The 25,284-nt window shown below is 44.6% G+C and carries 23 protein-coding genes and 1 pseudogene; 4 read left to right on the forward strand and 20 right to left on the reverse strand.

Annotated features, from left to right (window positions below; genetic code table 11):
* Positions 1-170 precede the first annotated feature (170 nt).
* Positions 171-1,760, forward strand: coding sequence for an ATP-binding protein (locus ACQRD1_RS06905; RefSeq protein WP_235233015.1), 1,590 nt, complete (start codon positions 171-173; stop codon positions 1,758-1,760).
* Positions 1,753-2,463 carry a response regulator gene (locus ACQRD1_RS06910; RefSeq protein WP_235233016.1) on the forward strand — a complete coding sequence of 237 codons (711 nt, stop codon included), beginning with the start codon at positions 1,753-1,755 and terminating at the stop codon, positions 2,461-2,463. Before ACQRD1_RS06905 ends, ACQRD1_RS06910 begins: the two co-directional genes overlap by 8 nt.
* Here ACQRD1_RS06910 and thiM read toward each other — a convergent pair.
* From thiM to ACQRD1_RS06995, 17 genes are all read right to left on the reverse strand, one after another.
* On the reverse strand, positions 2,427-3,272 hold the full coding sequence (gene thiM / locus ACQRD1_RS06915) for a hydroxyethylthiazole kinase (RefSeq protein ID WP_235233017.1): 846 nt from the start codon (positions 3,270-3,272) through the stop codon (positions 2,427-2,429). The genes ACQRD1_RS06910 and thiM overlap by 37 nt on opposite strands.
* Positions 3,235-3,789, reverse strand: coding sequence for an energy coupling factor transporter S component ThiW (gene thiW / locus ACQRD1_RS06920; protein WP_235233018.1), 555 nt, complete (start codon positions 3,787-3,789; stop codon positions 3,235-3,237). The genes thiM and thiW overlap by 38 nt, the downstream gene beginning before the upstream one ends.
* A gap of 440 nt (positions 3,790-4,229) precedes the next feature.
* Complete coding sequence (gene larE / locus ACQRD1_RS06925; RefSeq protein ID WP_235233019.1) at positions 4,230-5,078, reverse strand: ATP-dependent sacrificial sulfur transferase LarE; 849 nt, start codon at positions 5,076-5,078, stop codon at positions 4,230-4,232.
* A complete protein-coding gene (gene larC, locus ACQRD1_RS06930) occupies positions 5,075-6,436 on the reverse strand; it encodes a nickel pincer cofactor biosynthesis protein LarC (RefSeq protein WP_235233020.1) in 1,362 nt (453 codons plus the stop codon). The genes larE and larC overlap by 4 nt, the downstream gene beginning before the upstream one ends.
* Complete coding sequence (gene larB, locus ACQRD1_RS06935; RefSeq protein ID WP_235233021.1) at positions 6,436-7,179, reverse strand: nickel pincer cofactor biosynthesis protein LarB; 744 nt, start codon at positions 7,177-7,179, stop codon at positions 6,436-6,438. Before larB ends, larC begins: the two co-directional genes overlap by 1 nt.
* Positions 7,180-7,340: 161 nt before the next feature.
* Positions 7,341-8,471 carry a nitrogenase component 1 gene (locus ACQRD1_RS06940; protein WP_235233022.1) on the reverse strand — a complete coding sequence of 377 codons (1,131 nt, stop codon included), beginning with the start codon at positions 8,469-8,471 and terminating at the stop codon, positions 7,341-7,343.
* Positions 8,468-9,796 carry a nitrogenase component 1 gene (locus tag ACQRD1_RS06945; protein ID WP_235233023.1) on the reverse strand — a complete coding sequence of 443 codons (1,329 nt, stop codon included), beginning with the start codon at positions 9,794-9,796 and terminating at the stop codon, positions 8,468-8,470. The genes ACQRD1_RS06940 and ACQRD1_RS06945 overlap by 4 nt, the downstream gene beginning before the upstream one ends.
* Positions 9,790-10,557: a nitrogenase iron protein NifH gene (locus ACQRD1_RS06950; RefSeq protein WP_235233024.1), complete on the reverse strand. Its 768-nt coding sequence runs from the start codon at positions 10,555-10,557 to the stop codon at positions 9,790-9,792. Before ACQRD1_RS06950 ends, ACQRD1_RS06945 begins: the two co-directional genes overlap by 7 nt.
* Position 10,558: 1 nt before the next feature.
* Complete coding sequence (locus tag ACQRD1_RS06955; protein ID WP_235233025.1) at positions 10,559-10,831, reverse strand: TM1266 family iron-only hydrogenase system putative regulator; 273 nt, start codon at positions 10,829-10,831, stop codon at positions 10,559-10,561.
* 55 nt (positions 10,832-10,886) lie between these two features.
* Positions 10,887-11,906 carry a hydrogenase expression/formation protein HypE gene (gene hypE, locus ACQRD1_RS06960; RefSeq protein WP_235233026.1) on the reverse strand — a complete coding sequence of 340 codons (1,020 nt, stop codon included), beginning with the start codon at positions 11,904-11,906 and terminating at the stop codon, positions 10,887-10,889.
* Between the two features lie 69 nt (positions 11,907-11,975).
* Positions 11,976-13,022, reverse strand: coding sequence for a hydrogenase formation protein HypD (gene hypD, locus ACQRD1_RS06965; RefSeq protein ID WP_235233027.1), 1,047 nt, complete (start codon positions 13,020-13,022; stop codon positions 11,976-11,978).
* Complete coding sequence (locus tag ACQRD1_RS06970; RefSeq protein ID WP_235233028.1) at positions 13,022-13,231, reverse strand: HypC/HybG/HupF family hydrogenase formation chaperone; 210 nt, start codon at positions 13,229-13,231, stop codon at positions 13,022-13,024. The genes hypD and ACQRD1_RS06970 overlap by 1 nt, the downstream gene beginning before the upstream one ends.
* A 30-nt stretch (positions 13,232-13,261) precedes the next feature.
* Positions 13,262-15,610: a carbamoyltransferase HypF gene (hypF, locus tag ACQRD1_RS06975; RefSeq protein WP_235233029.1), complete on the reverse strand. Its 2,349-nt coding sequence runs from the start codon at positions 15,608-15,610 to the stop codon at positions 13,262-13,264.
* 14 nt (positions 15,611-15,624) lie between these two features.
* Complete coding sequence (locus ACQRD1_RS06980) at positions 15,625-16,668, reverse strand: nitrogenase component 1 (RefSeq protein WP_235233030.1); 1,044 nt, start codon at positions 16,666-16,668, stop codon at positions 15,625-15,627.
* Positions 16,669-16,671: 3 nt separating this feature from the next.
* Positions 16,672-17,964 carry a nitrogenase component 1 gene (locus ACQRD1_RS06985; protein WP_427787209.1) on the reverse strand — a complete coding sequence of 431 codons (1,293 nt, stop codon included), beginning with the start codon at positions 17,962-17,964 and terminating at the stop codon, positions 16,672-16,674.
* Positions 17,961-18,722, reverse strand: a complete 762-nt coding sequence (locus ACQRD1_RS06990) for a nitrogenase iron protein NifH (protein WP_347375906.1) — start codon at positions 18,720-18,722, stop codon at positions 17,961-17,963. The genes ACQRD1_RS06985 and ACQRD1_RS06990 overlap by 4 nt, the downstream gene beginning before the upstream one ends.
* A gap of 277 nt (positions 18,723-18,999) precedes the next feature.
* On the reverse strand, positions 19,000-19,671 hold the full coding sequence (locus tag ACQRD1_RS06995; RefSeq protein ID WP_427787210.1) for an MATE family efflux transporter: 672 nt from the start codon (positions 19,669-19,671) through the stop codon (positions 19,000-19,002).
* 210 nt (positions 19,672-19,881) lie between these two features.
* On the opposite strand from ACQRD1_RS06995, the pseudogene ACQRD1_RS07000 reads away from it, so the two are divergent.
* Positions 19,882-20,334: pseudogene (locus ACQRD1_RS07000) on the forward strand (cyclase family protein); the annotation flags it as partial.
* A gap of 156 nt (positions 20,335-20,490) precedes the next feature.
* On the opposite strand, the gene ACQRD1_RS07005 reads toward ACQRD1_RS07000, so the two are convergent.
* The 3 genes from ACQRD1_RS07005 to ACQRD1_RS07015 all read right to left on the reverse strand — a co-directional run bounded on the left by ACQRD1_RS07005 (position 20,491) and on the right by ACQRD1_RS07015 (position 24,107).
* On the reverse strand, positions 20,491-22,488 hold the full coding sequence (locus tag ACQRD1_RS07005) for a glycogen/starch synthase (RefSeq protein WP_347375904.1): 1,998 nt from the start codon (positions 22,486-22,488) through the stop codon (positions 20,491-20,493).
* Positions 22,489-22,614: 126 nt separating this feature from the next.
* Positions 22,615-23,427, reverse strand: a complete 813-nt coding sequence (locus tag ACQRD1_RS07010) for a DUF4097 family beta strand repeat-containing protein (protein WP_235233034.1) — start codon at positions 23,425-23,427, stop codon at positions 22,615-22,617.
* Positions 23,424-24,107, reverse strand: a complete 684-nt coding sequence (locus ACQRD1_RS07015; RefSeq protein WP_235233035.1) for a LiaF domain-containing protein — start codon at positions 24,105-24,107, stop codon at positions 23,424-23,426. Before ACQRD1_RS07015 ends, ACQRD1_RS07010 begins: the two co-directional genes overlap by 4 nt.
* 326 nt (positions 24,108-24,433) lie before the next feature.
* On the opposite strand from ACQRD1_RS07015, the gene ACQRD1_RS07020 reads away from it, so the two are divergent.
* Positions 24,434-25,284: hypothetical protein (locus ACQRD1_RS07020; RefSeq protein WP_427787211.1), on the forward strand; the 851-nt coding region annotated here is incomplete at its 3' end.

A 25,284-nucleotide genomic window follows, 5' to 3' on the forward strand; every position in this document is an offset into this window, starting at 1 on the left:
ATCCTGATAATCGCTCTTTTTTCATTCGGATACTTTATTATGAAACAAATCGATGAATTTCTTACAGAAAATCAATCGCAGATTACGGACAAGCATGATTCAGAAACTCTAGGTAGATAATTGCATCTGCCTGTGCTACAATGGATACTACATATCGGAGGACATGAATCATGAATCAGACTATGGATAAAGATATAACAATTAACACCTCATATTCTGCCAGAACAAACAAGAAAAAACAGTTTATCAGCATTCTGGAAAATGCTGCCAAAAGTGTTGTTATTTTGTTGGGTGCTACTCTTTTGTGCCTTTTATTCCATCGTCTGGGATTCACAGATTCGAACATCATTATGGTATATATTCTGGGAGTTCTTCTGACTTCTATTGCTACTTTCCACTGGGTATACAGTCTAGTCTCATCGATTGCCAGTGTATTTATCTTCAACTATCTGTTTATCGTTCCCCGCTTTTCTTTCGCGGCTTATGATACCGGCTATCCGATTACGTTTGTGGTCATGTTTCTGACAGCATTTCTCACCGGAATTCTGGCTATCCGATATAAGGAACAGGCAGAACAGTCTTCGAAAAGTGCGCAGCGTACAAGAATCCTTCTGGATACAGATCAGCTCCTGGCAAAAGCCAATGATAAAGTGCAGATTCTGACGGTTACAGCAACACAGATTATCAAGCTTACCAACCGTAATATCATTATTTTTGAGGCTTCAGGCGGAAAATTGTCCACGCTTCATACATTTCCGGCAAATGGGAAGGACTTTCCATCTTATAATAAAGAGATCGAGACAAGCGCAGCAGAATGGGTATTAAAGCACAATCATTCTGCAGGGGCGACTACAAAGCTTTTTTCTGATTCCAGATTCTTCTATCTTGCGCTTCGTGTCAATGACCGTATCTATGGAGTTATTGGGATTGACATAGGAAATAATCTGCAAGATACTTCTGAACACAGTATCCTTCTTTCTATCTTAAGTGAATGTGCACTGGCATTGGAAAACGAAAAAAATATCCGTGAAAAAGAAGCTGCTGCGATCCTGGCAAAAAGTGAGCAGCTTCGGGCAAATCTGCTTCGTACGATTTCTCACGATCTTAGGACCCCTCTGACTTCCATCTCCGGAAATGCCAGTAATCTGATAAGCAACGGAAGTCATTTTGATGAAGAAACGAAGCAAAAGCTTTACGAGGATATTTATACAGATTCTATGTGGCTGATCAATCTGGTCGAAAATCTTTTATCTGCCACAAGAATAGAGGAGGGACGCATGACCCTTCGTGTCACTACGGAACTTTTGAGTGATATCATAGAAGAAGTTGTACAGTACAGTAGCCGTAAACTTCAGCAGCACCATCTGACCGTCGATTGTAAGGATGATCTGATCCTGGTAAAGGCTGACACTAAACTGATCGTACAGGTCATTGCAAACCTTGTAGATAATGCTATAAAATATACTCCGCAGAATTCTTCTATCACAATCTCCGCTCGCACGACCGGCAGCATGGCTGAAATCTCTGTTGCCGATAATGGGCCCGGAATCTCTGAGGAAGACAAAGATAAGATCTTTGATAAATTCTACTGCGGATCGAATAAAATTGCTGACAGCCGGCGCAGTGTGGGGCTGGGCCTGTTTCTGTGCAAAGCCATTGTGGAAGCCCATGGCGGAACCATTCATGTGGAAGATAATCTGCCGCATGGTGCAATCTTCCGCTTTACCCTTCCAAGAGAGGAGATTGTATTACATGAATAAAATTCAGATACTTGTAGTGGAAGATGATGCTCCTGTACGCAATCTGATCACTACCACATTAAAAGCACATGATTATCGTTTTATCACCGCAGAGAACGGAGAAGATGCTGTGATGGAGGCTGCTTCCCACAATCCGGATATCATCCTTCTGGATCTGGGACTGCCGGACATTGACGGTGTCGAGGTCATCACCCGTATCCGTAGCTGGTCTAACACTCCAATTATTGTTGTCAGTGCGAGAAGTGAAGATACTGACAAAATCGATGCTTTGGATGCCGGTGCCGATGATTATCTGACCAAACCATTTTCCGTCGATGAACTGTTGGCCAGACTGCGTGTGACTCAGAGACGCCTTGCCCTCATGCAAAACAATAATTCACAGCAGGCCATCTTCGTAAATGGACAGCTTCGAATCGACTATGCGGCAAACTGTGCATATCTTGGCGATGAAGAACTTCATCTGACACCCATTGAATACAAACTTCTCTGTCTTTTGGCACAAAACACTGGTAAAGTCCTGACCCACAAGTTCATTACCCAAAGCGTATGGGGAAGCTGTTGGGAAAATGACGTGGCATCCTTACGTGTATTCATGGCAACCCTTAGAAAAAAACTGGAGAGTGCCCCCGGCTCTCCCCAGTATATTCAGACGCATATTGGTATTGGTTATCGGATGCTCAAAGTAGAATCCGACAAATCATAGATTCTTGCCTTGTCTGTCATCAGCTCTTCATCGAGCTGATACAGGCAGTCCAGCAGTCTTACCTGAAACGTTCCAGTTCCAGGGCATTCCTTTGCCGCAAGTTCTCCGACAATTCCCATAGACGCAGCTGCCAGCACAGCTGCATGAATTCCTTCTTCCCTGTCAGATGCCAGGAAAGCCGTACACAAAGCTCCCAACATACAGCCCGTTCCTGTAATCTCGGATAACATCGGATCACCATTTGCAATCAGATATGCACGATGTCCACCCACGATCAGATCTTCTTTTCCACTTGCCAGAATAACCGTACCTGTTTTTATAGAAAACTCATGCAAGGTCTGAAGGACTTGTTCTCTGTTAGCCTCTGTCAGTGCATCCTCTTTTCCGGCATCAATCCCAATGCTGTGCGACGGTCTTCCGGCCATCGCCAGAATCTCCGACATATTTCCCTTCAAGATAGCCGGATAACCTATTGTGAACAATTCTTTTACATATGCCATTCGAAGATCACTGCAGGCTACACCCACCAGATCTAATAACACTGGTATAGATCGCTCTTTCGCTGTTTTTAACGCTATCTTCATTGACTCCATTCTGGCATCCGTTATATTTCCCAGATTCAGCATCAATGCATCAGCACTCGCCGTAATCTGAGCTACTTCACGAGGATGTTCTGCCATGATCGGCCGTCCTCCTGCTGCCAGTATCACATTTGCGCAGTCATGAATAGAGATGGGATTCGTGATACAATGAATTAAAGGCCTGCACCTCTTAGTTTGGTTCTGCAGCCATTTTATGCTTTCTGTCATATACCGGACCTCCTAAACTCTGCTGGAATTTGACAAGCAGTCCGGCACGGCTCAATGCTTTTAAGAAAAAGTATGCTACGGTACCACCCATCAAAGTTGCCCCCAGAAACATCGGTGTATAATAAAAGGCTGTCAATCCATCTCTTCCCATCAGAAAAGCCATTACCGGATAAGAGACGATAGAACCGATAATTCCAGTCCCAAACACCTCTCCTATAACTGCACAGATTATCTTTCCTTTAGATAATCGATAAAACACACCAGATAAAAAGGCACCAAATACTGCTCCTGTAAGTGCAAGTGGCGGAATCCCCATAAACATCATACGGATGATTCCGATTAAAGTTGCACATAACAAAGAATACCACGGTCCCATCAATACAGAACATACAATATTGATCAGATGTGCTGTCGGACACATTCCTTCTACTCTAAGAATTGGTGAAATAACGACTCCAATCGCTACCATCATTGCTAACATTACCATACGAAACACATCTACTCTTGTCTTTGTCATGAACTCATTCCCTTTCTACTGATTCAATAATCATTTGCATCCTAGCACGTTTTCCCCGCTATGTCAAACAGAACGCCATATCTGCCATTTCTATTATACTTATAAGGTATCACAAGACGTCTATTATATGTATTTCCATTTTTTTCAAAAGAATGTTAAATTATAATCAGAAAGAGGAACAAGATATCAACAAGAAAAAGAAAAGGAGATGTTAATTATGTTGAAGAAATTAGAAGCGTTCTTGGCAGAATATTATGAGAGCTTTCACTTGGGGTAATCGCATTGATCAGAATCGAAATTTTTGATGTGAACAGATAAGGAGAAAAAAATTGAATAAGCCAACGTCGTGCAACAGTCCAGACATTGCATAACATACAATCAAGTGTATAGTATCTATGCAATGTCTGGACTGTTGAATTCTGTAAATTCTCCAGATGAATCTATTCCTGATTATCCTTCTGTTCTATCCACACATCCATGCTTCCCGAGCGAAATCCTTCCATATCTAATGTAATATATGTATATCCCAGTTTTTTCAGATATTCTGTAATGGCATCTCCCTGTTCTATCACACGTTTCATATTCTCTTTATCTACTTCGATTCGGGCGATCTCTCCATGTACCCGAAGTCTTACATTATAAAATCCCTGTGATCTTAGATACGCTTCTCCTTGCTCCACCTTACGCATCGCTTCATATGACAGTCTCGTTCCATAAGGAAATCTGGTAGCAAGACATGGGCTGGATGGCTTCTTCGCAACAGAGATTCCATACTCTTTTGCCATTCTGCGCACCTCTTCTTTGGTAAGTCCTGCATCTGCCAGCGGACTTATCATCCCCAGTTCATGGATTGCCCGGATCCCCGGCCGATATACATGCAGATCATCTTCATTTGTCCCTTCAAGGATCTTGCGAACGCCAAGTCTTTCTGCTTCTTTTTTCAGTTCCTGAAAGAGATATTTCTTACAACGATAACAACGGTCTACCGGATTATCCTGGATATCTGCTCCGTTCAATTCATCCATTTCCAATACATGAAAGACAGCCCCCACCTCTTCGGCCACCGTCCTGGCACCGTCAATCTCGCCGGACGGATGCATCATTGCGTGAAACAGAATCCCATAAACCTTTCGCCCGGTCTTCCTGGCAGCTTCACAGGCGATTTTTAAGATCAGGCTGCTGTCCACACCTCCGGAAAAGGCTACGACCAGATCTTCTTTGGCATATTCCTCCAACTGATGCTTTAGCTTCTCTTTTTTCTCTTCATAGCATAAAACGGATGGACTCATGACAACACCTCATCTTCTGCCTCATGGCGGACTCTGCTCCAAACTTCCTGATAAGAGAGTCCCTTTTCCCTGCAGATTGCAGTGACACTTTCATATTCTGGATACACCCGGACATATCCTTCTAATCTGCAGACCTTGACCTTTGCCTCTCCAAGAGAAGTCCGTACTGTGCAGATTTCTCTTTGCATGACCGTCCGCTCCATCTTCACCCTGCGAATCCCAATCGTCGTTGTCTCATGGAAGATGATCTCTTCCATCTTTGGTACATCTTCTTCACTGCAGATTACATTCATCTGATATGCCGGACGGTTCTTCTTCATAAATACCGGAATATAATGCACGTCTCTGGCTCCGGCTTTGAACAGACGCTCCATTACATGCCCCAGCGCCTCTGGCGTACAGTCATCCAGATTCGTCTCTAATTTGTAGATATAATCTGCTTCTTCGGATTCCGGCTCAATCAACATTCCCCGCAGAATACTGGTCCTTCCGTAATCACGTTTGCCGGCTCCCATTCCGATTCTTCGAATCTTATACTTTCCCGGAAGATGATCCGAAGTCCGTACTGCCGCCACAATCGCTGCTCCGGTCGGAGTCACCAGTTCTGCTTCCGTCTCTGTGATATGCAGCGTAAGTCCATGCTGCTGCGCAATATTCAGCACTGCCGGAACCGGCACCGGAATCACGCCATGCTGGCAGCGGATGGTTCCACGCCCTTCATACAACTCAGGTACAATAACTTCTGTAACATCAAGATTGTCCAGGCATACGGCAGCCGCTACAATATCCACAATGGAATCGACTGCTCCCACTTCATGAAAATGCACTTCTTCCAGTGTGGTGCCGTGAGCTTTTGCTTCTGCCTCTGCCAGTACTTCAAAAATATCAACCGCAATCTTTTTGGCATGTTCCGTAATTCCAGAATGCCAGATGATATCCAGAATCTCTGGAAGCCCACGATGCTCATGTGTATGATGATGTTCGTGACCTTCATGGCCGTGATCATGGGTATGTCCTTCATGACTGTGCTCATGTGTTCCATGAACATGTTCATGTTCTTCATGGCTGTGTATATGTTCACCATGCTCATGTGTATGTATCTGCATGTCATCATGACCATAAAGATATCCATTATCATGATCATGGTTTTCATGCTCTTTATCTAAGATAACTCGAAAATCGCAGGCATCCAGGCCCGACTTTTTCACGCGGCTGATCTGTACATCAAATCCTTCCACCGGAAGGCTTCTAAGCTGCTCTTTCAAAATCTCTGGATCCGCACCAAGGTCCAATAAAGCACCGACCGTCATATCGCCGCTGATTCCACTGTAGCATTCTAAATATAGTGTCTTACCCATTACCGTTCCCCCAATCTGTTAATCTGTGATGCAATATATCCTGCTCCATAGCCATTATCAATATTTACGACCGCAATTCCATTGGCACAGGAATTAATCATGGTCAGTAATGCTGACAGCCCCTTTAAATTCGCTCCATACCCGACAGAAGTCGGAACGGCAATGACCGGCTTATCCACCAGACCTCCAATGACACTTGCCAGGGCTCCTTCCATTCCAGCCACCGCAATGATACAATTGGCCTTCTGAATCGTATCCAGATTCGCAAGCAGCCGGTGCAGGCCGCTGACGCCCACATCATATACACGCTCTACATAAGAGCCAAAGTATTCCGCTGTCTGGGCAGCTTCTTCCGCCACTGCAATGTCTGAAGTTCCTGCGGTACATACGGTAATACATCCCTGTTTTTCTTTCCCCGGATTCTCAATTTTGATGATTCCGGACACGGTATCATACTGAACATCCGGATATCTTTCTTTTAATAGCTCATACTGTCTCTGAGACGCTCTGGTCCCGAACACTTCTCCCTCCATTTCATATATTTTCCCAAAGATTTCAAGAAGATGCTCGTCTGCCTTTCCACTGCAGAATACGACCTCTGGGAAACCAGAGCGCAGTTTCCGATGGGTATCAATCTTGGCATATCCCAGTTCTTCGAACGGCTGCCTTCTAAGATGTCCTTCTGCTTCTTCCACAGACAACTCTCCATTTTTCAATTTCATCAATATCTCATGCGTATCCATTCTTGCCTCCATTGCTGTAACATATTCGGATCATCGCTATCTATCCTTCCAGACTACATTCGATTATATCACAGGAGGTCAATTTTAGGAAGTACCATTCCAACTTTTGAAAAACTAAAAAAAACAGGATGGGCTGCATAAAACAATCCCATCCTATTTATTTATTCTTTGCAAAGATCTACCAGAGCAGTCAGTCTCTTCAGGTAGATCCGCCCGGAAAATGCAATGTGAGGCAATTCGTAAAATCGGCTCTTTGCCGGACAAATCGGCCGATAGAGTGGGTCTGCAACAATGACTTTTGCATCTTTCAACCGTTCTTCTGCCTCTTCTTCTCCACGAATCACTAGATCTTTAGGTGCCAGTAAACCATCGGTCTCTTCCAATGGACATAATACACGAACTGGCTGCCTTGTCTTACGTTCGATTGCCGCAGCCAGAGATCCCATCGTAACAGGTTCTCCGATCAGTGTAATCTCAGCATCACCTGACAGTCTTCTGTCAAGGTAAGCTACCGACATTTTTCCACTCTCTACGGCCTGTTCCAGTGCCTTTGACAAGTCTTCTGTAAAATCTCCCACCGGGGTCCCGACCACATAAGGTGTCCCAAACTTTTGCTCTAAGACCTTCGCCACGCGAAGACCAACGGAAGAAACCACCAGATTCACAGCCGCTTCTGATGCTCGCGCCAGAGCATCCAGATCATCCCCCATGGCCCAGGTAGACAACACCTCCCACCCAGACTGTTCCAGGCTTTCTATGAATCGTTTTACATGTGAAATTGGCCCAAAATCCAACGGTGTCACCCCCAGAACATTTAGACTCCGTGGACTGGTACATCGCTTTTCAGAATCTGTAAAGCGCTCTGCAATCTCAGCCAAAGCAATTCCTGCGCCATATACATAATCATGCATCCCGTTTGTCGGAACGGAAAAGGAAGGAATGCCTGTTTCTTCTTCCAGAATCTGCGCTAACGCCGGGAAATCCGTTCCATTCATGAAGGGAATCGGAGAACCTGCCAGAGCGAGAAACTTAGGGTGCAGCTCTTCGGCCGCCGTTCTAATATCATGAAGAAATTTCTCATCATTTCCAAGAATGGCGTCAATCTCCGTTAATCCTGAGATATAGATCAGACTGTCCTGATCATACCAGCGGATCTCATCATGTGTATTATAAGTAGAATTGCAACCGGACGGGTCATGCATGACTGTCATACCGCCCAGTTCATATAATGCCGAGCATACGCCTGATACATCGGCTGTATAAACCGGTATAATACGATAGGATTGTCTCATAAGCAGCAATCACACCCCCATCCCTTTTGAATTACCAGTGATTCCGTATCCTTTTCCTCCCGAAAAGCTTCTGTCATCAACTGCGCAAGTTGTCGGATTCCGTCAAATCCATACAGGCCGCCGCCTTGAACCATATTGACAAAATGCCGGCTTTTGGTAAACCATGCGGCTTTCTGACCGATTGCCAGCACTTCTCGCTCTCCGCCTCTTGGCAACACGCGCATCTTCACCTGAATCGTTGCCGCAAGTTTTAACCCAGGTGCATGTTCACGAAGCCATTCAAAGTCTTCTTTTTCCTCTGGGCTGATGCTGTCCAGGTAGACGGTTTCCACCACAAATCCGTGTGAGATCAACAATCTTGCCAGCCCAAGCGGTCTTGGATGGAACAGATAATCAATCGCTATCGGCGTATCGCCAATCTCCCGATGTGCCTGTTCCAATGCTCTTTCACATGCTGCAATCTCATCTTTCGCATCAATTGGTGGTAAATGTAATGCATCTGCAAGTTCATTCATGTGCTGCGTAATCTCATCATACCCAAAACATGCCGGCAGATACAAGTGCTTTCTTCCCAGTCGCTCTGCCTGTACCTCTGCACCGTAACGTCCCGGAGGATAGAAAGATACGAACAACTCAGAAGCACTTAACTCCAGATATTCCTCCCATGTCTTGCAGGCCGGAAGTTCTCTTACTGCATATCCATGCTCTTTAAGAAATCGCGGAATATCCGCCGTCTCATCCAATGCAAAATCACTGCCCAGAAGACTTACACTCTTCGGCTCTGGCGTTCGTTCCGGTAAGGGGTCATACATTGCTTTTCTTAACTTCTGGTCTGGCGTAAGCCCAGTCTTCTGCATGATCGGATCCATATAGCAACGAATAAATACAATCTCCGGGAATCGTTCTTCTAATTCCTGATAGACCCGGTCCAGATCACAGCCCAGAAAATGATGAAGGCATACAGTAAATAAAAGAACTGCCTTCGGATATTCCGGTAGCTTCTTAATTACATCCGTCACACCTTCTATGGTCACATCTTCCAGATTACCATTCAGAAGATTCTCCTCTTCCACAATCACAAAGGAAAACCGGTCTGCCGCATTCATCTCTGCTGCCGTCAGTACCACACCACGCATACAGTTATCAGCACATACATAGATCTGCCTCGATTCCGGAAGCTGCATTCCAGTGTGGACAATATTCCAGTTGCCGTGAACCGGCGAATTGAATTCCAGTTCAGAAGCAAATGGAGCCGGAAATGCAGCATCCTTGATCGTCGTTACCGCACCTTCCGTATCAATAGATTCTCCCACTCGCTTTAACATAATTCCTCCTTCTGACATGCTGCCAGAATCTGACGCGCCAATACACGATACTCTTCTGCCATGTCACTGTCCGGATAACATTCCAATAGAATCTTTCCCTGTTCTTCTGCCATCGGTACCTGCTCACTTCTGGACAGCGTCCCGATTACTTCTGTCTGAAAATCTTCGGCCAGCTCTGCCACTTTTTCCTCTTCTCGTTTAACATTTCTGCGATTTAGAATAATCCCTCCCAGAGAGGCATATCCGCGATTCTTAAAGTTCTCTACGGCCATCGCAATATTGGCCGCAGCGTGAATGGCCATATTTTCTCCAGAGGTTATGATAAATACCTTATCCGCATAGCCTTTTCGCATCGGCATAGAGAATCCGCCGCAGACCACATCTCCCAGAACATCATAGAACACAACATCCGGCTGATAAGTTTCATAAGCGCCTTTTTCTTTTAATTTTTCCAATGCTGTAATGATTCCGCGTCCCGCACAGCCAAGACCGGGAGTCGGGCCGCCTGCTTCCACACAGACTACACCGTTATAACCGATTCTGACCATATCTTCCAGCTGAAAATGATTCTTTTTCTGCTGATATAATTCCAGCACCGTAGGAACCGGCTGCCCCTGGCGAAGCTGAAGCGTGGAATCCGCTTTCGGATCACAGCCGATCTGCATGACTTTCAGTCCCTGCTCTGCCAAAACTGCCGCCACATTTGAAACCGTTGTTGACTTGCCGATGCCGCCTTTTCCATAAACTGCAATTTTGATCATATCATTCCTCCGATTTTCCATCCTTTGTAATCACATTGGAATATGCAGTCTTCGCAGTCACCCCACGGAGCCGCCCTATCTTCCCGGACAATGCACTGATGATATCCTGGGGTGCATCAATTGCGATACTGATAATATTGATTCCTTTCTCGCGGTAAGGAATTCCCATTCTTCCAATGATATATTTCCCTTCTGCATGAAGCAGATGATTCAACTCTTCTATTACATTTTCATTTTCTACAATGATAGAAATCACTGCAACTCTTGTATCCATATTCGTCCCCTTCTGCACATCTCTAATACCTCTTGCTTCTTTTCAACGGATTCTTCTAACAGATACGTGGCAGAAGCTCTCCGCCCGGCTGCGGAAGAAGTGCCTGTGTTCCAATCTCCGTTGTCATGACAACACGTCCCGGCTGTTCTTCTGTCACTTCCCCGATAATGGCAGCATTCTGTGAATATGGACATTCCTTTAATACTTCTACAATCTTCGGTGCTACTTCCTTTGGTGCCATGATGACCAAACGTCCTTCACACGCCAGATACAATGGTTCCAGGCCTAACATTCCACATACACCCTTGACTTCCGGTGCAACCGGAACTTTGGAAGCATCCAGGCGAATCCCCACATTACTCTGTCCGGCAATCTCATAGAGAACCGTTCCTACTCCGCCGCGAGTCGCATCACGGATTACATGAATATCATGGGTTGCGTCCATCACGGACTTGACCGTTCCCCACAAAGGAGCACAGTCACTGGTTACATCCGCTTCAATTCCAAAATCTTCCCTTGCCAGCAGAATGGTACATCCATGTCTTCCCACATCTCCGGTCACAATGATCGCATCTCCCGGTTTCGCCAGATCTCCAGATGTGCAGACGCCTTCTTCAATCTGTCCCACACCGGTTGTGGTAATAAAGATACCATCCACCTGCCCTTTTCCGGCTACCTTCGTATCGCCGGATACGATCCTGACGCCTGCTTCTTTGGCCGTCTTTTCCATCGCAGCGGCAATCTCTTCCAGCTTCTCCATCGGAAATCCTTCTTCAATGACAAAGGCACAGGTCAGATATAATGGTTTTGCCCCCATACATGCCAGATCATTGACTGTTCCACAGATGGACAGCTTACCGATATTTCCTCCCGGGAAAAATGCCGGTGATACGATAAAACCATCCGTTGATACCGCCATCTTTCCTGTAGGCGGCACAAGCACTGCTGCATCATCAGCCGTAAGATCCGGGTTTGCAAAATGTGCCTTGAAGACCTGATCGATCAGCTCAGAAGTCTGCTTTCCTCCAGCTCCATGAGCCATGGTTACTGTTTGATTGTTGATTGATTTATCCATCTTGATTCTTTACTTCCTCTCTACTTTTGTCCGTTCTATTTCATTGGCATTCTGCAGGTACATAGGTCATCAGATCCCATACATGTAGAATGCAGAGCATGCTCCTTCGTTGGATACCATACAGGCTCCGATGGGGTGTTGCGGAGTACAGCCTTTGGCAAATACTTTGCAGTCGGATGGCTTGCATTTTCCCTGCAGTACATCTCCGCAGCGACAGGCCGGATTCGGTTTTCCTTCTATCTTAGGCATCTGATATTTCTTTCGTGCATCATAATCCTGCCACTCTTCTTTTAACTGAAGGCCAGAATCCGGGATTACTCCCAGTCCACGCCATTCTGAATCACAGGATTCCATAAGTTCAGCGACTAATGCCTGTGCCTCTCGGCTTCCTTCTCTGGTCACAACCCTTGGATAGCAGTTCATAAAGAATGGTTTTCCTTCCTGATACTTGACCAGAGATACTGCCAATGCAGTCAGAAGCTCTTTCGCCGTAAATCCTGCAACCACACCGCTGACTCCTTCCTGAACCAGCGATTCGCATAACTCGGTTCCCGTAATCGCATTGACATGACCAGGATATAAGAAGACATCCGCACTTCCCTTTAAAGCCGCATAGGCACCCGGCATGGTCTTATTCGCTACGAGCAGTGAGTAATTCTGGATTCCGTCTTTCTTTGCCTGCTTCACAGACAAACATCCAGCCGGCGTAGTCGTCTCAAATCCGACTGACAGGAATACCACCTGTTCTTCCGGGTGTTCCACTGCATATTTCTCTGCATCCGCCGGGGAATAGACGATATGAATCTTCGCTCCTTTGGCTCTTGCTCCTGCCAGACTCATCTCGGTTCCCGGAACCCGGACCAGATCCCCGAATGTACAGATGGTAACGCCTCGCTCTAATGCCAGATAGACGGCCTCATCAATAAATCCAACCGGTGTGACACATACCGGACATCCCGGTCCCGAGATTAGTTCCACCTGTTCCGGCAAAAGCTTACGAATACCCAGCCGGAAATTTTCATGGGTATGGGTTCCACAGACTTCCATAATTCGAAGCGGTGGTCCGTCATAGGTCTCAATTATCTCTTTTGCTGTTTTCTTCTTCTCTTCCCCCATTACAGTAATTCCTCCATCAACTGATCGGTCTCGCTCTCATCCTCATCGGTAATTCTTGCAATTGCAACTCCGGCATGAACCATAACATATTCACCGGGCTCCAGGTCTTCGATCAACTGAGCAGATACTTCTCTCTTAGCACCGTCAGCGTCTACAATTGCAACTCCGTCACCGATCTTTACTACCTTTGCAGATAATCCAACACACATATTCCTTCTCCTCCATCTTCTATCTGTTATCTATGATAAATCGTCTTGATTTCCATTGATCTTATGCATCGCATAAGCAGCCTGCCCCAAGGCAATTCCCCCGTCATTGGGTGGAATCATGCTGTGCTTTAACACTTCAAAGCCTTCTCTCTTCAGATATTCATCTGTCAATCGAAGAAGCAATTGATTCTGGAACACCCCGCCGCTTAATGCTACTTTTCTTCTTCCATTCTCCTCACGGATCTGGATGCAGGCAGCCACGATCTGTCTGGCCAGTTCTGCATGGAACCGATAGGCAAGCCATTCAGTATCCTCTCCACCTAGCCGTGCATGCACAATCTTCTGTACCAGTTCCCCTGTGTTGAGAATCATTCTGTCAGCCTGATTCTCCTTGAATGGAAGAATCTCTTCTTCGTCAATGAATCTCTTCCATGCTTCTTCAGAACCTGCCTGCTTCTCATAAGCTTCCGCTGCAAATTCCAGTGTAGTCGAAGCTTCTCCTTCGAATGTGGAACTGCGACGAATCCCAAGAATTGCACTCACTCCGTCAAAGAGCCGCCCTGCACTGGTGGAAGTAATCGCATTGATCCTCCGCTCCGCCATGGTAAGTAAGACCTTTGCCTCTGCTTCACTGCACAATCCCAGTCTCTGGGCAATCTGCTGTGCTTCTTCTCTTGCACCCGTATAGCCATAGATTAAGGAAACGGCAATCCTCCATCCCTCTTTTGCGGAAATATCTCCGCCAATCTGCAAGAATGGCTCAATGCTCCCCAGTCTGGTAAATCCATCATAATCTGCCGCCAGAATCTCTCCGCCCCACACAGTGCCATCTGTTCCATATCCGGTTCCATCAAAGGATACCCCGATGACAGGCTCTGCGCAGTCATTTTCCGCCATACAGGAGAGAATGTGCGCATAATGATGTTGTACCTTCATTACTGGAAGCCCCAGTTCTTCAGCGATTGCTGTAGAATTATATCTGGGATGAAGATCACAGACTACGACCGATGGTTCCACTTCCAAAAGCGTCTCCAATCGGATAATCGTTTCCTTCAATGCCTTGACTGTTCTTAAGTCTTCCAGATCTCCCACATAAGGCGACGGATAGAAACGACCATCCACTCCGATGCAGAAGGTATTCTTCAGTTCGCCTCCTACCGCCAGGACCTGCCCTTTCCACGGGTCCGACACCATAAATGGAAGTGGTGCATAGCCTCTGGAACGGCGGATCATGTAGGGTTCTCCTTTGTAATAATCCATCACAGAATCATCTGCCCGGATCCGTATCTTACGATCATGAGATAACATACAATCACACAGATAGGCCAGTTCCGCAGATGCCTCTTCATCATCTCTGCAGATAGGCGCTCCCGAGGTATTGCCGCTGGTCATGACCAGACAATCCGGCATCTGGATTCCGTCATCATATTGAAAGATCAGAAGCTGAACCGGTGCATACGGAAGCATAACGCCAATCTTTGGATTGTCCGGTGCCACCGATGGTGCCATCCTGGCACTCTCTTTTCTTTCAAGCAGAAGAATCGGCTTCTGATGCCCTGTCAGAACCTGCTCTTGTATCTTTGTCACTTCGCATTCTCTTCGCACAACTTCCATATCCCGTGCCATCACTGCAAATGGCTTTGCCGGGCGTCGCTTCAGTTCCCGAAGTCTGTGGACTGCTGATTCATTCGTTGCATCACAGCACAGATGGAATCCTCCGATTCCCTTGATTGCCACGATTCCACCTGACGCAATTGTCTTCCGAGTATATGTAATCGCATCACGGTCACGTTCTGCCCGGCCAATCAGATATACTTCCGGTCCACACTCATTACAGCAGACCGGCTGTGCATCATACCGCCGGGTATCCGGATCATGGTATTCCTTTGCACACTCCGGACACATGGGAAATTCCTTCATACTGGTACGCTCCCGGTCATAAGGAAGTGCATCCAGAATGGTAAGTCTTGGCCCGCAACAGGTACAATTGATAAATGGATGCAGATACCGCCTGTTGCCGGGATTGAACATTTCCTCCTGGCATTCCTCACAGATAGCAATATCCGGAGACACGAAGATCTCACCTTTGGTCTTCTCACTCTCAATAATCTCAAACGACTCGAATGTGACCGGCTGTTCTTCTGGCTCGACATTCATCTTCAGGATTACAGCCCGTCTCGGCGGATGATTCTGAAGATCATCCAGAAATCCCTCTATCTGCACTTCGGTTCCCTGGGCAAATATCTCCACATACGGTCCTTTATTGCAGACACTGCCGCTGATACCATTTTTCATCGCATGGCGGCTCACCGTGGGGCGAAATCCTACCCCCTGCACAATCCCATATACTCTTATCCTTCTGGTCATCGTCTCCTTCATCCGCTCTACCATCCTTACATTAACCTGCCGGAAACCGCAAAATGCGGAACATCCACAAACATTCCCTGGAATCCTGGTGTCATCTTTTTCATACACTCATCGGCAAAGATTACATCCCAGGAACCCGTTTCCACCAGCTCTATATAATCCTCTTCTTCTTTCAGTGAAACATCGCCATTTTTCTTTAATTCTCTCTTCATGGCAAACCAGCTTGCAGATACAACTTCTGCGTTATCTGCGGTTCTGCTTCGAATCTCATCCCGGATCGCATTGGCAATTACCTGCTGATGCACTACTAAAACCTTCTTTCCGGCATAGTCCATCTCCGGCACCAGTTCTCCTGCCACAGGATATCCTACTTCATAAGGAGTTCCGAATTCCTTTTCCAGGTACTTTGCTGCCTCCAGCGCTGCCGGTGAGAGGACCAGATTCTTCTGTGCCGCAGAAGCTTTCTTCACCTCATCCAGACCATCACCCATTCCATAACAGATGGCCGAAGCATCTTCCTGATTTTTAAGAATTTCTCTAATCTTATCTGCAGCATCCAGGTCACTGAGATCCTGTGGCGTTGCTCCCAGAACCCCAATCCTTCCCTGTTCTATCGGCAGTTTTTCTTTGGCAAATCTCTGGAACAACGCCAGATAAGCCTTTTCCTCTCCTGCGTCATATAGTTCCATTCCATCGGTATCTACCGTCAGAATCGGCAAATCAATCCTCTTCTCACTCATACGTTCCAACGCACGATAATCCGTTCCAATAACTGCCGGAACCGGAGTCCCGATTACAGCGGCAAAGGAAACCTCCAGTTTGGAAGCCGCATCGGTAAGTTTCTCTACCAGCCGGTCATCTCTTCCTAAGATTGCATCCATATCCCGAAGTCCTGCGCTGAACACCGCACTTTTTCTGGAAAACCATCGAGGTTCATCAAATCCGCAGACATTCCCGGTACATCCTCCGGCATCACAGATCACAATGATTCCACCCAGTTCATATAGTACTGACACTGCACCAGACTGATCCGGTGCAAATGGCGTCAGATATTTTCTTAATCCTTTCATAATCTAAGCCTCCTCCTTTGCCGCAAGCAATGCTTCAAAGAGTCTTCTGACACCAGCATAACCATAGGGCTGCCGGTCTTGGTTCCAGACTACATTCGGACATCCCGGATGATAATATCCGGCATCCTTTCCGATGGTCAGGTTCACTTTCGAGCCCTTAGCATCATAATATAGCATGGTTGGTTCCAGATTCGAGAACACTTTTGTCTCAGGGCTTACCGCCGCAAGCTGTTTTAAATATACGAAATTCTCCGCCGTCAGCGTTCCATAGATCTCCTTTACCTGAAATCCATAACGCACCAGTGCCAGTGAAAGTTCAAACGCGTCTCCATTCATACACTCTCCTACTGCAAATGAAGCATCCGGACATGCCTGCCGGAACTTCTCCACAGCTCTCCTGGCCTGTTCTCTTACCTCTACATCAGAAAACTGTACTCCCAGAGCTGCACCAAACGCGCGGTACTGGCTGGCAATCTTATCAATCTGATAAAGTCTTGTAAGTTCAATAAATGGAATCTTTAACCGGTCATGAAAATCTTCTGCCGCAAATCTCGCTTCCGGATGCAGTACCAGATTGAAATTCGCCTCTGCCATCGTCAGATATTCATCATAATCCTGACAACGGGAAATTTCATGTACCGTCCTTACACCTGCGTCTTTTAGAAGATCATACAATTCACAGTCATCTACAAGGGGAGAGAAGAATCCAAGGAGATTGACCACATTTCCCTTTTTCTTCTTCGGTTCCAGAAGCGAATAAATAGACTGGCGCACATGAACCATCGGCGGTTTTCTTCCCTCACGGGTCAACGCATACATATAACATGGCCGCACCGGCAGTCCTGCTTCTTCCGTCGCGCGCCGGCAGATTCGTTCCATATCCGTTCCCAGAAGTGCATCCACACAGGTAATACAGATCATAACCACCGACGGCTTCTCTTCTCTGCCTTCACAAATCTCTTTTACCGCTTTCGGAATCTTCTTCAGATGACGGCCAGTCACGATATCCGTCTCATCCATCAACAGATAGAAGAACCTGTCATGATATTCCCTCATAGAACTGATCATAGAAGTATTCCTTCCGCAACATCCGGGTGCCACGATCAGCATAATAGATCCTGGTACCGCAAGCCCTGCACGCTTTACCCCGAATCCTTCTGCACCCGGAGAGTTGAATGCCAATGTTGCCGGCGAACTGTAGATCAGATGTGTATTTGATATCAGCTGCGGCGGAATGGCATCTTTACCAAGCTTCACCAATTCTTCCGCAGTACAGTAGTAAGCTTCCTGTCTCATACTTCCTCCTCATTTTCCAACAATAATTTCGCCAGTTCAAAAAAGCGCTGGCTGATCGGTGATTCCGGATTCCCTTCAATCACTGTCTTTCCCTGATCCTCATAGCGGATGATCTCATCACTTCTCGGGATCTCGCCAACGATTGGAATATGACTCTTCTCAGAAAATGCCTGAACCTTTTCCGTCTCATTTTCCACATTCCGGTGATTCAGCACAATCCCAAATACTCTGGCATAGCTTCGGTCTTCAAAGTTCTTCACCGCACGTGAGATATTATCTGCCGCATACAATGCCATCTTCTCACCGGAAGTTACAATCAGAACCTTCTCGGCATATCCTTCCCGGATCGGTGCTGCGAATCCACCACAGACAACATCCCCAAGCACATCATACAGAACCACATCCGGTTCGTAATTCTCGAACAACTTCATATCCTCCAGAAGCTGGAACGTAGCAATAATTCCTCTCCCGGCACAGCCAAGTCCCGGTGTAGGACCTCCCGTCTCAATACAAAGCACACCGCCAAATCCTTCCTTGGAGATGTCTTCCAGCTTCTCCGGTTCTTCATCCTCTTCTCTCATATAATTCATCACCGGTCTTAAGGGTTCTCCGCCTAACAGATTGATCGTAGAATCCGCTTTCGGATCACACCCAATCTGTATCACCTTCTTGCCCAGCATCGCAAAGGCAGCCGCCAGATTCGATGTGACTGTAGACTTCCCGATACCACCCTTTCCGTAGATTGCAACTTTAAGCATAATAACCTCCCACAATTGTATCTTCTTTTCCCACCAACAAAGAAAAAGCTCCTCTACCGCTGCGGTAAAAGAGCTATACATATTATCCGACATCAATAAAAATCCACTATAAAACAAAAGATTCCTATTCACATGTTTTCCCATATATACCACTATTCCCGCTCGGATATTCCTTGCCGTCAGAGTCTGTAATTTTTCATCTTATCTGCATTCAGATTGAAATGATTCTCTCCGTCTGCGATGGTTGATTTTATTATATCTTATCTATCTAAATGCGTCAATGAACGTTATAAATGTCACAAAGCGTTAAAATGGGGATTGCTGCTCCCCATTGTCCGATCACGGTCGCCATAGCGGCTCCTTTGATTCCATATGCAGGAAGGCCGGCCAGACCGAAGATGAAGATTGGATCCAGAATCAGATTGGTAAGCGCACCTGCGATTAATGTCACCATGCTGTCAAATGTATCACCGATTGACTGCAGAGATCTCTGGAACATCGTTCCGACGAACGTACCTGCACAGAAGATCATACAGATGGACAGGTACTCTTCGCAGAACGCTCCAATCGTCTTCTCATCTGTAGATAACGAAACAAACCATCCTGAGCAGAATATTCCTAATATCACAAATACCAGTGTGCCAGCTCCGGCCAAAATGACACCTGTAGCAGCAATATTTTCCGTCACCTCGTAATCCTTTGCCCCAATACTCTTAGACAGTAACGCATTGATTCCCACACTGGTTCCTACCGCCACTGCTATCATAAGAAGCTGAACCGGGAAGGCAAGCGATGTTGCCGTCAGCGCATCTTCTCCGATTCTTGCCACAAAGACACTATCAACAATATTATATAATGACTGCACCAGAAGAGAGATCATTAGAGGCAGCGACATGTTGATGATCAGTTTTGACATTGCCATAGTTCCCATTTTGTTCTTCGTTTCCATACTTATCCTCCACTTTAAAATATAAAAAAATGCAAACCAAATCAATGGTTTGCACATTCACTTTTACGTTGTAAACGGTCGCGTCCAAGTCGTATTATACCAAAAATATCTTCCAAAAATCAAATGTTTTTTAAAACAGATGTCCAAATTATGTCCTATAATAATATCATACTTTTACAATATATGAAAATTCAAAAGGGGACCCTTTTAATGAAAGTAATCGATCTTACCCATACAATCTGCGAAAATATGCCTGTATACCCGGGAACAGAGCCTCCTACCCTGGAACCATCAAGCACTTACGCGGAAAATGGATTCAAAGAAACAAAAGTAACCTTGTTCACACATATCGGCACACATATGGATCCGCCCGCCCATATATTTCCGGGACGAACGACTCTGGATCAATTCCCGGCAGAACAATTTATCGGGAAAGCACTGGTCATCGACTGCCGTGATTTAAAACCGGGGTCCGCGATAACCATGGCATCTCTGGTGAAATACGGAACAACTGTCAAATCCGCAGACTTTCTTCTATTCAATCTGGGATGGGATAAGTTCTGGGGAACGGATGCCTATTTTGGCGATTATCCTTGTATTGACGATGAGGTAATAGACTTTATTATTCATGGGCATTATAAAGGAATCGGTTTCGATGTCATAGGTCTTGATCCTATCGCAGATGAGAATCTGACACGACACAAAAAGTTATTCCAGTCCACAGATATCATCAATATGATCTTCCGAAGATATTCGAAAGCAAAAACCCCTTTCTCCAGACTCATCCGTCTGAAGAAAAGGGGTTTTATTATATCATCTCTACCATGTCAATTCCAGATACAGGTCTTTATATTGCTGAGCAGATTTATCCCAGGAGAAATCCTTATCCATATCTCTCTGAACCATCTCATCCCAGCACCAGCGATTGGTGAAGTACAAGGTCTTTGCTCTGTTGATTGCATCCAGCAAAAGACCAGCGTCATAATAATTAAAGGTGAAACCATTTCCTGTATTTGTAAACATATTATAAGGCTCTACCGTATCTTTTAATCCGCCTGTCTCCCGGACAATCGGGATTGTACCATAATGCATGGCAATCAGCTGTGTCAGTCCGCAAGGTTCAAACTGAGACGGTACCAAAAAGGCATCTGCACCGGCATAGATTCTGTGAGCTCTCGTCTCATCATACATAATGTTCGAGCACACATTTCCTTTATATGCATTTTCATAATAGCGGAAGGAATTCTCATACACATCGTCTCCGGTTCCCAAGACAACAACCTGTGTATGTTCGTCCATAATCTGCGGAAGAATCGCATTGACCAGATCCAGTCCTTTCTGATCTGTCAGTCGGGATATTAATCCGATAACAAACTTGTGATCATCTTGCTCCAATCCCAGCTCTTCCTGTAATTTTCGTTTATTTTCCTTCTTCTTATCCAATACATCTGTAATGTCATAGTTGGCATATAATCTAGAATCTGTGCTGGTATTCCAGATATCATAGTCAATTCCGTTGACAATTCCTCTTAATTTGCCAGAATGATATCTTAAATGAGCATCCAGCTTCTCACCATAATAATCCGTCTGAATCTCTCCGGCATATGTATGGCTGACCGTAGTAATGACATTTGAATAAGTCAAGCCACCTTTTAACATATTGGCATCGTTGTAACTTACCTTCAATGCATCTTTATTGAACACATAATCCGGCAGTCCTGACCAATAACGGATTGTAGGAATATTGTAGATTCCCTGGAACCGCAGATTATGGATAGTCAGAATCGTCTTTGCAGAAGTCAGTTTCGTATCTTCAAATAACGTTCTCAAATATACTGGAACCAAGGCTGCCTGCCAGTCATGGCAATGAATAATATCCGGAATCCAGTCCATATAATTCAATGCTGCCAATGCTGCCTTTGCAAAATAGCAATACTTCGGAATATCATCGATCAGATTCGTATATGGATTACCGCTGCTGAAGAATTCTTCATTATCAATGAAATCATATACTACTCCATCCCAGACATATTCCATAATTCCAACGTAGAATGATCTTCCATCGGAACACAGATTCATCTCAAAAGATCCCTTATAGATCATCTTCTCCTGGTATTTCCATGGAATACATTTATAACGTGGAAGAATTACTTTTACATCACAGTTCTGTTTTACCAGTGCTTTTGGCAATGCATACATAACATCACCAAGACCACCTGTCTTAACAAACGGATAACACTCAGAGCCAATAAATGCAACACTTCTTCTCGGAGTCTGGCGCACCTCAAATGTTGGTTCTTCTACAACTTCTGGTTCTGCTGGTTTTACTTCTTCTGCAGCTGGTGCTTTTACCTCTTCTGCCTTTGGTTCTTCTACGACAGCTTCCTTCACTTCTTCTGCCTTTGGTTCTTCTGCGACAGCTTCCTTCACTTCTTCTACCTTTGGTTCTTCTGCGACAGCTTCCTTCACTTTCTCTGCTTTTGGTTCCTCTGTCTTTGCCTTGGTCTCTTTCTTTGCTGCTGCCTTTGGCTTCTCTTCTTTTGCTTTTGTTTCTTTCTTTGCTGCTGTCTTCGGCTTCTCTTCTTTTGCTTTTGTTTCTTTCTTTGCTGCTGCCTTTGGCTTCTCTGCTTTCACAGTTTCTACTGGTTCTATCTTTTCTGCTTTTACTTCTTCAACCTTCTTCTCTTCTGGTTTCACTGCAGTCGCTTTTGTCTCGGTTGTTTTTGCTGTGGTTGTTTTTGCTGCAGTTTTCTTTGCAGTTGTCTTGGTTGCAGCTGGTTTCTTGGTTGTTGCTTTGGTAGCTTGTTTCTTAGCCATCTAATACCTCCAAAATAAATATAACATTTTACTCTTTATGATCTTAACTTCAAGCAAATATTTTAAATCATAGAATATTATATCACAAATGCTATCTTTGGCAAATATCATAATTATGGCTGCTTTTTACTGACAGATTTCTTTGAACGAAATATTCAATTCTCCGACGCCTCCATCAATCTCTATTCGATTACTGCCGGCTCCATAAATGGAATCATCATGCATTTTCTGATTCTCCAGTTTCGCCTCCCCGATTCCTTTATCAAGTTCAATTCTATAATCTTCAGCTGTCCCTTCCAGTGTAAGATTCGTCTCTCCGAGTCCATAATCAATGCTGCCGGCTCCTTCAAGTCTTCCAGATAGATTTAATTCTCCGATTCCCATATCGATATCGGCATTATGCAGATGTCCATCTGCGATCGTAACATCTCCAATGCCTCCGTCAATTTCTGCCTGATTCAATGACTGAATCCTTCCTGCCTTCAATTCTCCTACTCCAAGATTCATAACCAGAGAATCTGTCAAAAGCTCATCTATTGTTACTTCTCCAACACCAGTATTTAATTCAACGGATTCAAACATCGTCTCTTCCGGGATTGTAAGTACCACTTTCATATTGTTCAAATGTGACATAAAGAATGGCCTTTTTTCTCTGATTTCCAGACGCCTGCCGTTTAACTCATAGGAAATATACTTGTGATTTGTCTCCAGTTTCAATTGCTTCCCGGTCTTTATTTCAAGTTCCGCAGCATTTATATCAATAATAAGATCTGTAACATCATTCTCAATAACATATTCACTCATCTTTCCTTCTGTACCATCGCTGACCAGGCCAAAAACAACACCCACTGCTCCACATATTCCACTTAAGATACTGATACTTAAAAAGATTGCAAATGCCAATGCCAAATATTTAATAACTTTCTGTCCCGTTGTCATTTTACATCCACACCTCCGAAAATACATGTACAGTTAATGTAAATCGTGCATCTGTTGTCCTTTGAATTCTGATGTTTTTTCGCATCCGCGCCGCCAAAAAGAGAATTGGAATTTATTTTTACATTGACTCCATCTGGAACAAGGATATCAATACCTCCAAAAATACTGCTGGCCGTTATCACAGCATCTTCTTCAATAATTGCATTTCTCAAGTCACACTTTACACCGCCAAAGACTGCTGTAAGTTCTGCTCCCTTGAAATCCTCATAAGAAAAATTGATATTCTGCCCGGAAAATGCTGCAAAAGCTATCTTAACTTCCTCACCATTCATTTTCATCGTTTTCATAATCTCCGAACTTTTATTTCCCACAATTCCTCTCAGGATCATTTTCACACCAAAAACCGCAATGATCACCGGAACTAAAAGTTTCCACAGCAAATCAAAATCCAAAACATTCTGACATGCAAGAAGCAAGAATATTCCAATCAGGAGCCCGACCAGGCTGGCAGTCCTGTCACCGTTGTTAAATAACCCAATAAAACTTGGAATAATAATAAATAAAGTCCACCATCCGTCAAAAAATATCTCGATATTCGTAATTCCAAATGCATTGAGAGCCAATACTGCACTTATCGCAATCAATACAATCCCCCATAAAATATTGTTTATTCTTTTCATCTCATTTTCCTCCTTCACTTTGTATAGTTGTATTCTAAAAAAAATCCGCCTTATTCGATAGGCAGATTTTTCAGGAGATTGTGTCAATTATTTAGACTCGTATGATTTTGTAATTCATTTATTGTCTTCCAATATTTATTATGATAAAATACAGCCAAAGCATTTTATTTCTATTAGTCTAAGCAAAACACATCTGAAATTCATCTCAATCATCAGAAAATCTTAGAAATCTCAATGCTTGATTACCCACATAACAGCAGAGGATTTCCAGGATGGACTAAGATGCACTTAAAAACCTCTGCAAGAATAGAAAAAGGAGGTCTTTTATGGAACAGACAGGAACAATTCCCTCAAACCGCATCTACAAAGCCCGTATCTTTGAGATGATATTCAGTGACAAAAAAGAATTGCTTGCCTTGTATAATGCAGTCAACAAAACAGATTATGATGATCCTGAATTGCTGGAAATCAACACTTTGCAAAATGCTATTTATATGTCAATGAAGAACGATGTATCTTTTATTATTGACTCCAGACTGTCATTGTATGAACACCAATCCACTTACAGCCCGAATCTACCATTTCGGTATTTACTGTATGTATCTGATATCTATGCTAATATTACAAAGAACGAGAATCTGTATGGGCGAAAGGCTATCAACATACCATCGCCTCGATTCATAATCTTTTATAATGGAAGAGATCCATTCCCAGATCAAATGATTCTGAAATTGTCAGATATGTATACTATAGAGGAAGAGGATACATCCTTGGAGTTAACGGCACTTATGCTAAATATTAATCCAGATTATAATCAGGAACTGCTAAATGCATGTAAAACATTAAAGGATTATTCTCTATATACTGCTAGAGTACGGAAATATGCAGATAGAATGTCACTGGAGGATGCTGTGGAGCGAGCGATAACAGAATGTATCAAAGAAGGAATTCTGTCAGAATTTCTCTTGAAGAACAGAGCGGGGGCGAAACGAATGAGTATCTACGAATATGATGAGGAAAGGCATATGCGCCAGACACGTGCTGAGGGATACGAAGAGGGCGAGGCCGCTGGAATAAAAGAAGCTACACAGCGCCTGAATCAATTAAATCGGTTGCTTGCAGAGCAAAACCGTATAGAAGATATCATAAAAGCCGCAATAGATGAAAATTATCAGAA

The sequence above is a fragment of the Bariatricus sp. SGI.019 genome (assembly GCF_050315235.1).
Lineage (GTDB): Bacteria > Bacillota > Clostridia > Lachnospirales > Lachnospiraceae > JAFBIX01.

Coding starts and splice junctions, on each gene's coding strand:
- ACQRD1_RS06905 (WP_235233015.1), top strand. CDS start 171: ATGAATCAGACTATGGATAAAGATATAACAATTAACACCTCATATTCT.
- ACQRD1_RS06910 (WP_235233016.1), top strand. CDS start 1,753: ATGAATAAAATTCAGATACTTGTAGTGGAAGATGATGCTCCTGTACGC.
- thiM (WP_235233017.1), bottom strand. CDS start 3,272: ATGACAGAAAGCATAAAATGGCTGCAGAACCAAACTAAGAGGTGCAGG.
- thiW (WP_235233018.1), bottom strand. CDS start 3,789: ATGACAAAGACAAGAGTAGATGTGTTTCGTATGGTAATGTTAGCAATG.
- larE (WP_235233019.1), bottom strand. CDS start 5,078: ATGAGTCCATCCGTTTTATGCTATGAAGAGAAAAAAGAGAAGCTAAAG.
- larC (WP_235233020.1), bottom strand. CDS start 6,436: ATGGGTAAGACACTATATTTAGAATGCTACAGTGGAATCAGCGGCGAT.
- larB (WP_235233021.1), bottom strand. CDS start 7,179: ATGGATACGCATGAGATATTGATGAAATTGAAAAATGGAGAGTTGTCT.
- ACQRD1_RS06940 (WP_235233022.1), bottom strand. CDS start 8,471: ATGAGACAATCCTATCGTATTATACCGGTTTATACAGCCGATGTATCA.
- ACQRD1_RS06945 (WP_235233023.1), bottom strand. CDS start 9,796: ATGTTAAAGCGAGTGGGAGAATCTATTGATACGGAAGGTGCGGTAACG.
- ACQRD1_RS06950 (WP_235233024.1), bottom strand. CDS start 10,557: ATGATCAAAATTGCAGTTTATGGAAAAGGCGGCATCGGCAAGTCAACA.
- ACQRD1_RS06955 (WP_235233025.1), bottom strand. CDS start 10,831: ATGGATACAAGAGTTGCAGTGATTTCTATCATTGTAGAAAATGAAAAT.
- hypE (WP_235233026.1), bottom strand. CDS start 11,906: ATGGATAAATCAATCAACAATCAAACAGTAACCATGGCTCATGGAGCT.
- hypD (WP_235233027.1), bottom strand. CDS start 13,022: ATGGGGGAAGAGAAGAAGAAAACAGCAAAAGAGATAATTGAGACCTAT.
- ACQRD1_RS06970 (WP_235233028.1), bottom strand. CDS start 13,231: ATGTGTGTTGGATTATCTGCAAAGGTAGTAAAGATCGGTGACGGAGTT.
- hypF (WP_235233029.1), bottom strand. CDS start 15,610: ATGAAGGAGACGATGACCAGAAGGATAAGAGTATATGGGATTGTGCAG.
- ACQRD1_RS06980 (WP_235233030.1), bottom strand. CDS start 16,668: ATGAAAGGATTAAGAAAATATCTGACGCCATTTGCACCGGATCAGTCT.
- ACQRD1_RS06985 (WP_427787209.1), bottom strand. CDS start 17,964: ATGAGACAGGAAGCTTACTACTGTACTGCGGAAGAATTGGTGAAGCTT.
- ACQRD1_RS06990 (WP_347375906.1), bottom strand. CDS start 18,722: ATGCTTAAAGTTGCAATCTACGGAAAGGGTGGTATCGGGAAGTCTACA.
- ACQRD1_RS06995 (WP_427787210.1), bottom strand. CDS start 19,671: ATGGAAACGAAGAACAAAATGGGAACTATGGCAATGTCAAAACTGATC.
- ACQRD1_RS07005 (WP_347375904.1), bottom strand. CDS start 22,488: ATGGCTAAGAAACAAGCTACCAAAGCAACAACCAAGAAACCAGCTGCA.
- ACQRD1_RS07010 (WP_235233034.1), bottom strand. CDS start 23,427: ATGACAACGGGACAGAAAGTTATTAAATATTTGGCATTGGCATTTGCA.
- ACQRD1_RS07015 (WP_235233035.1), bottom strand. CDS start 24,107: ATGAAAAGAATAAACAATATTTTATGGGGGATTGTATTGATTGCGATA.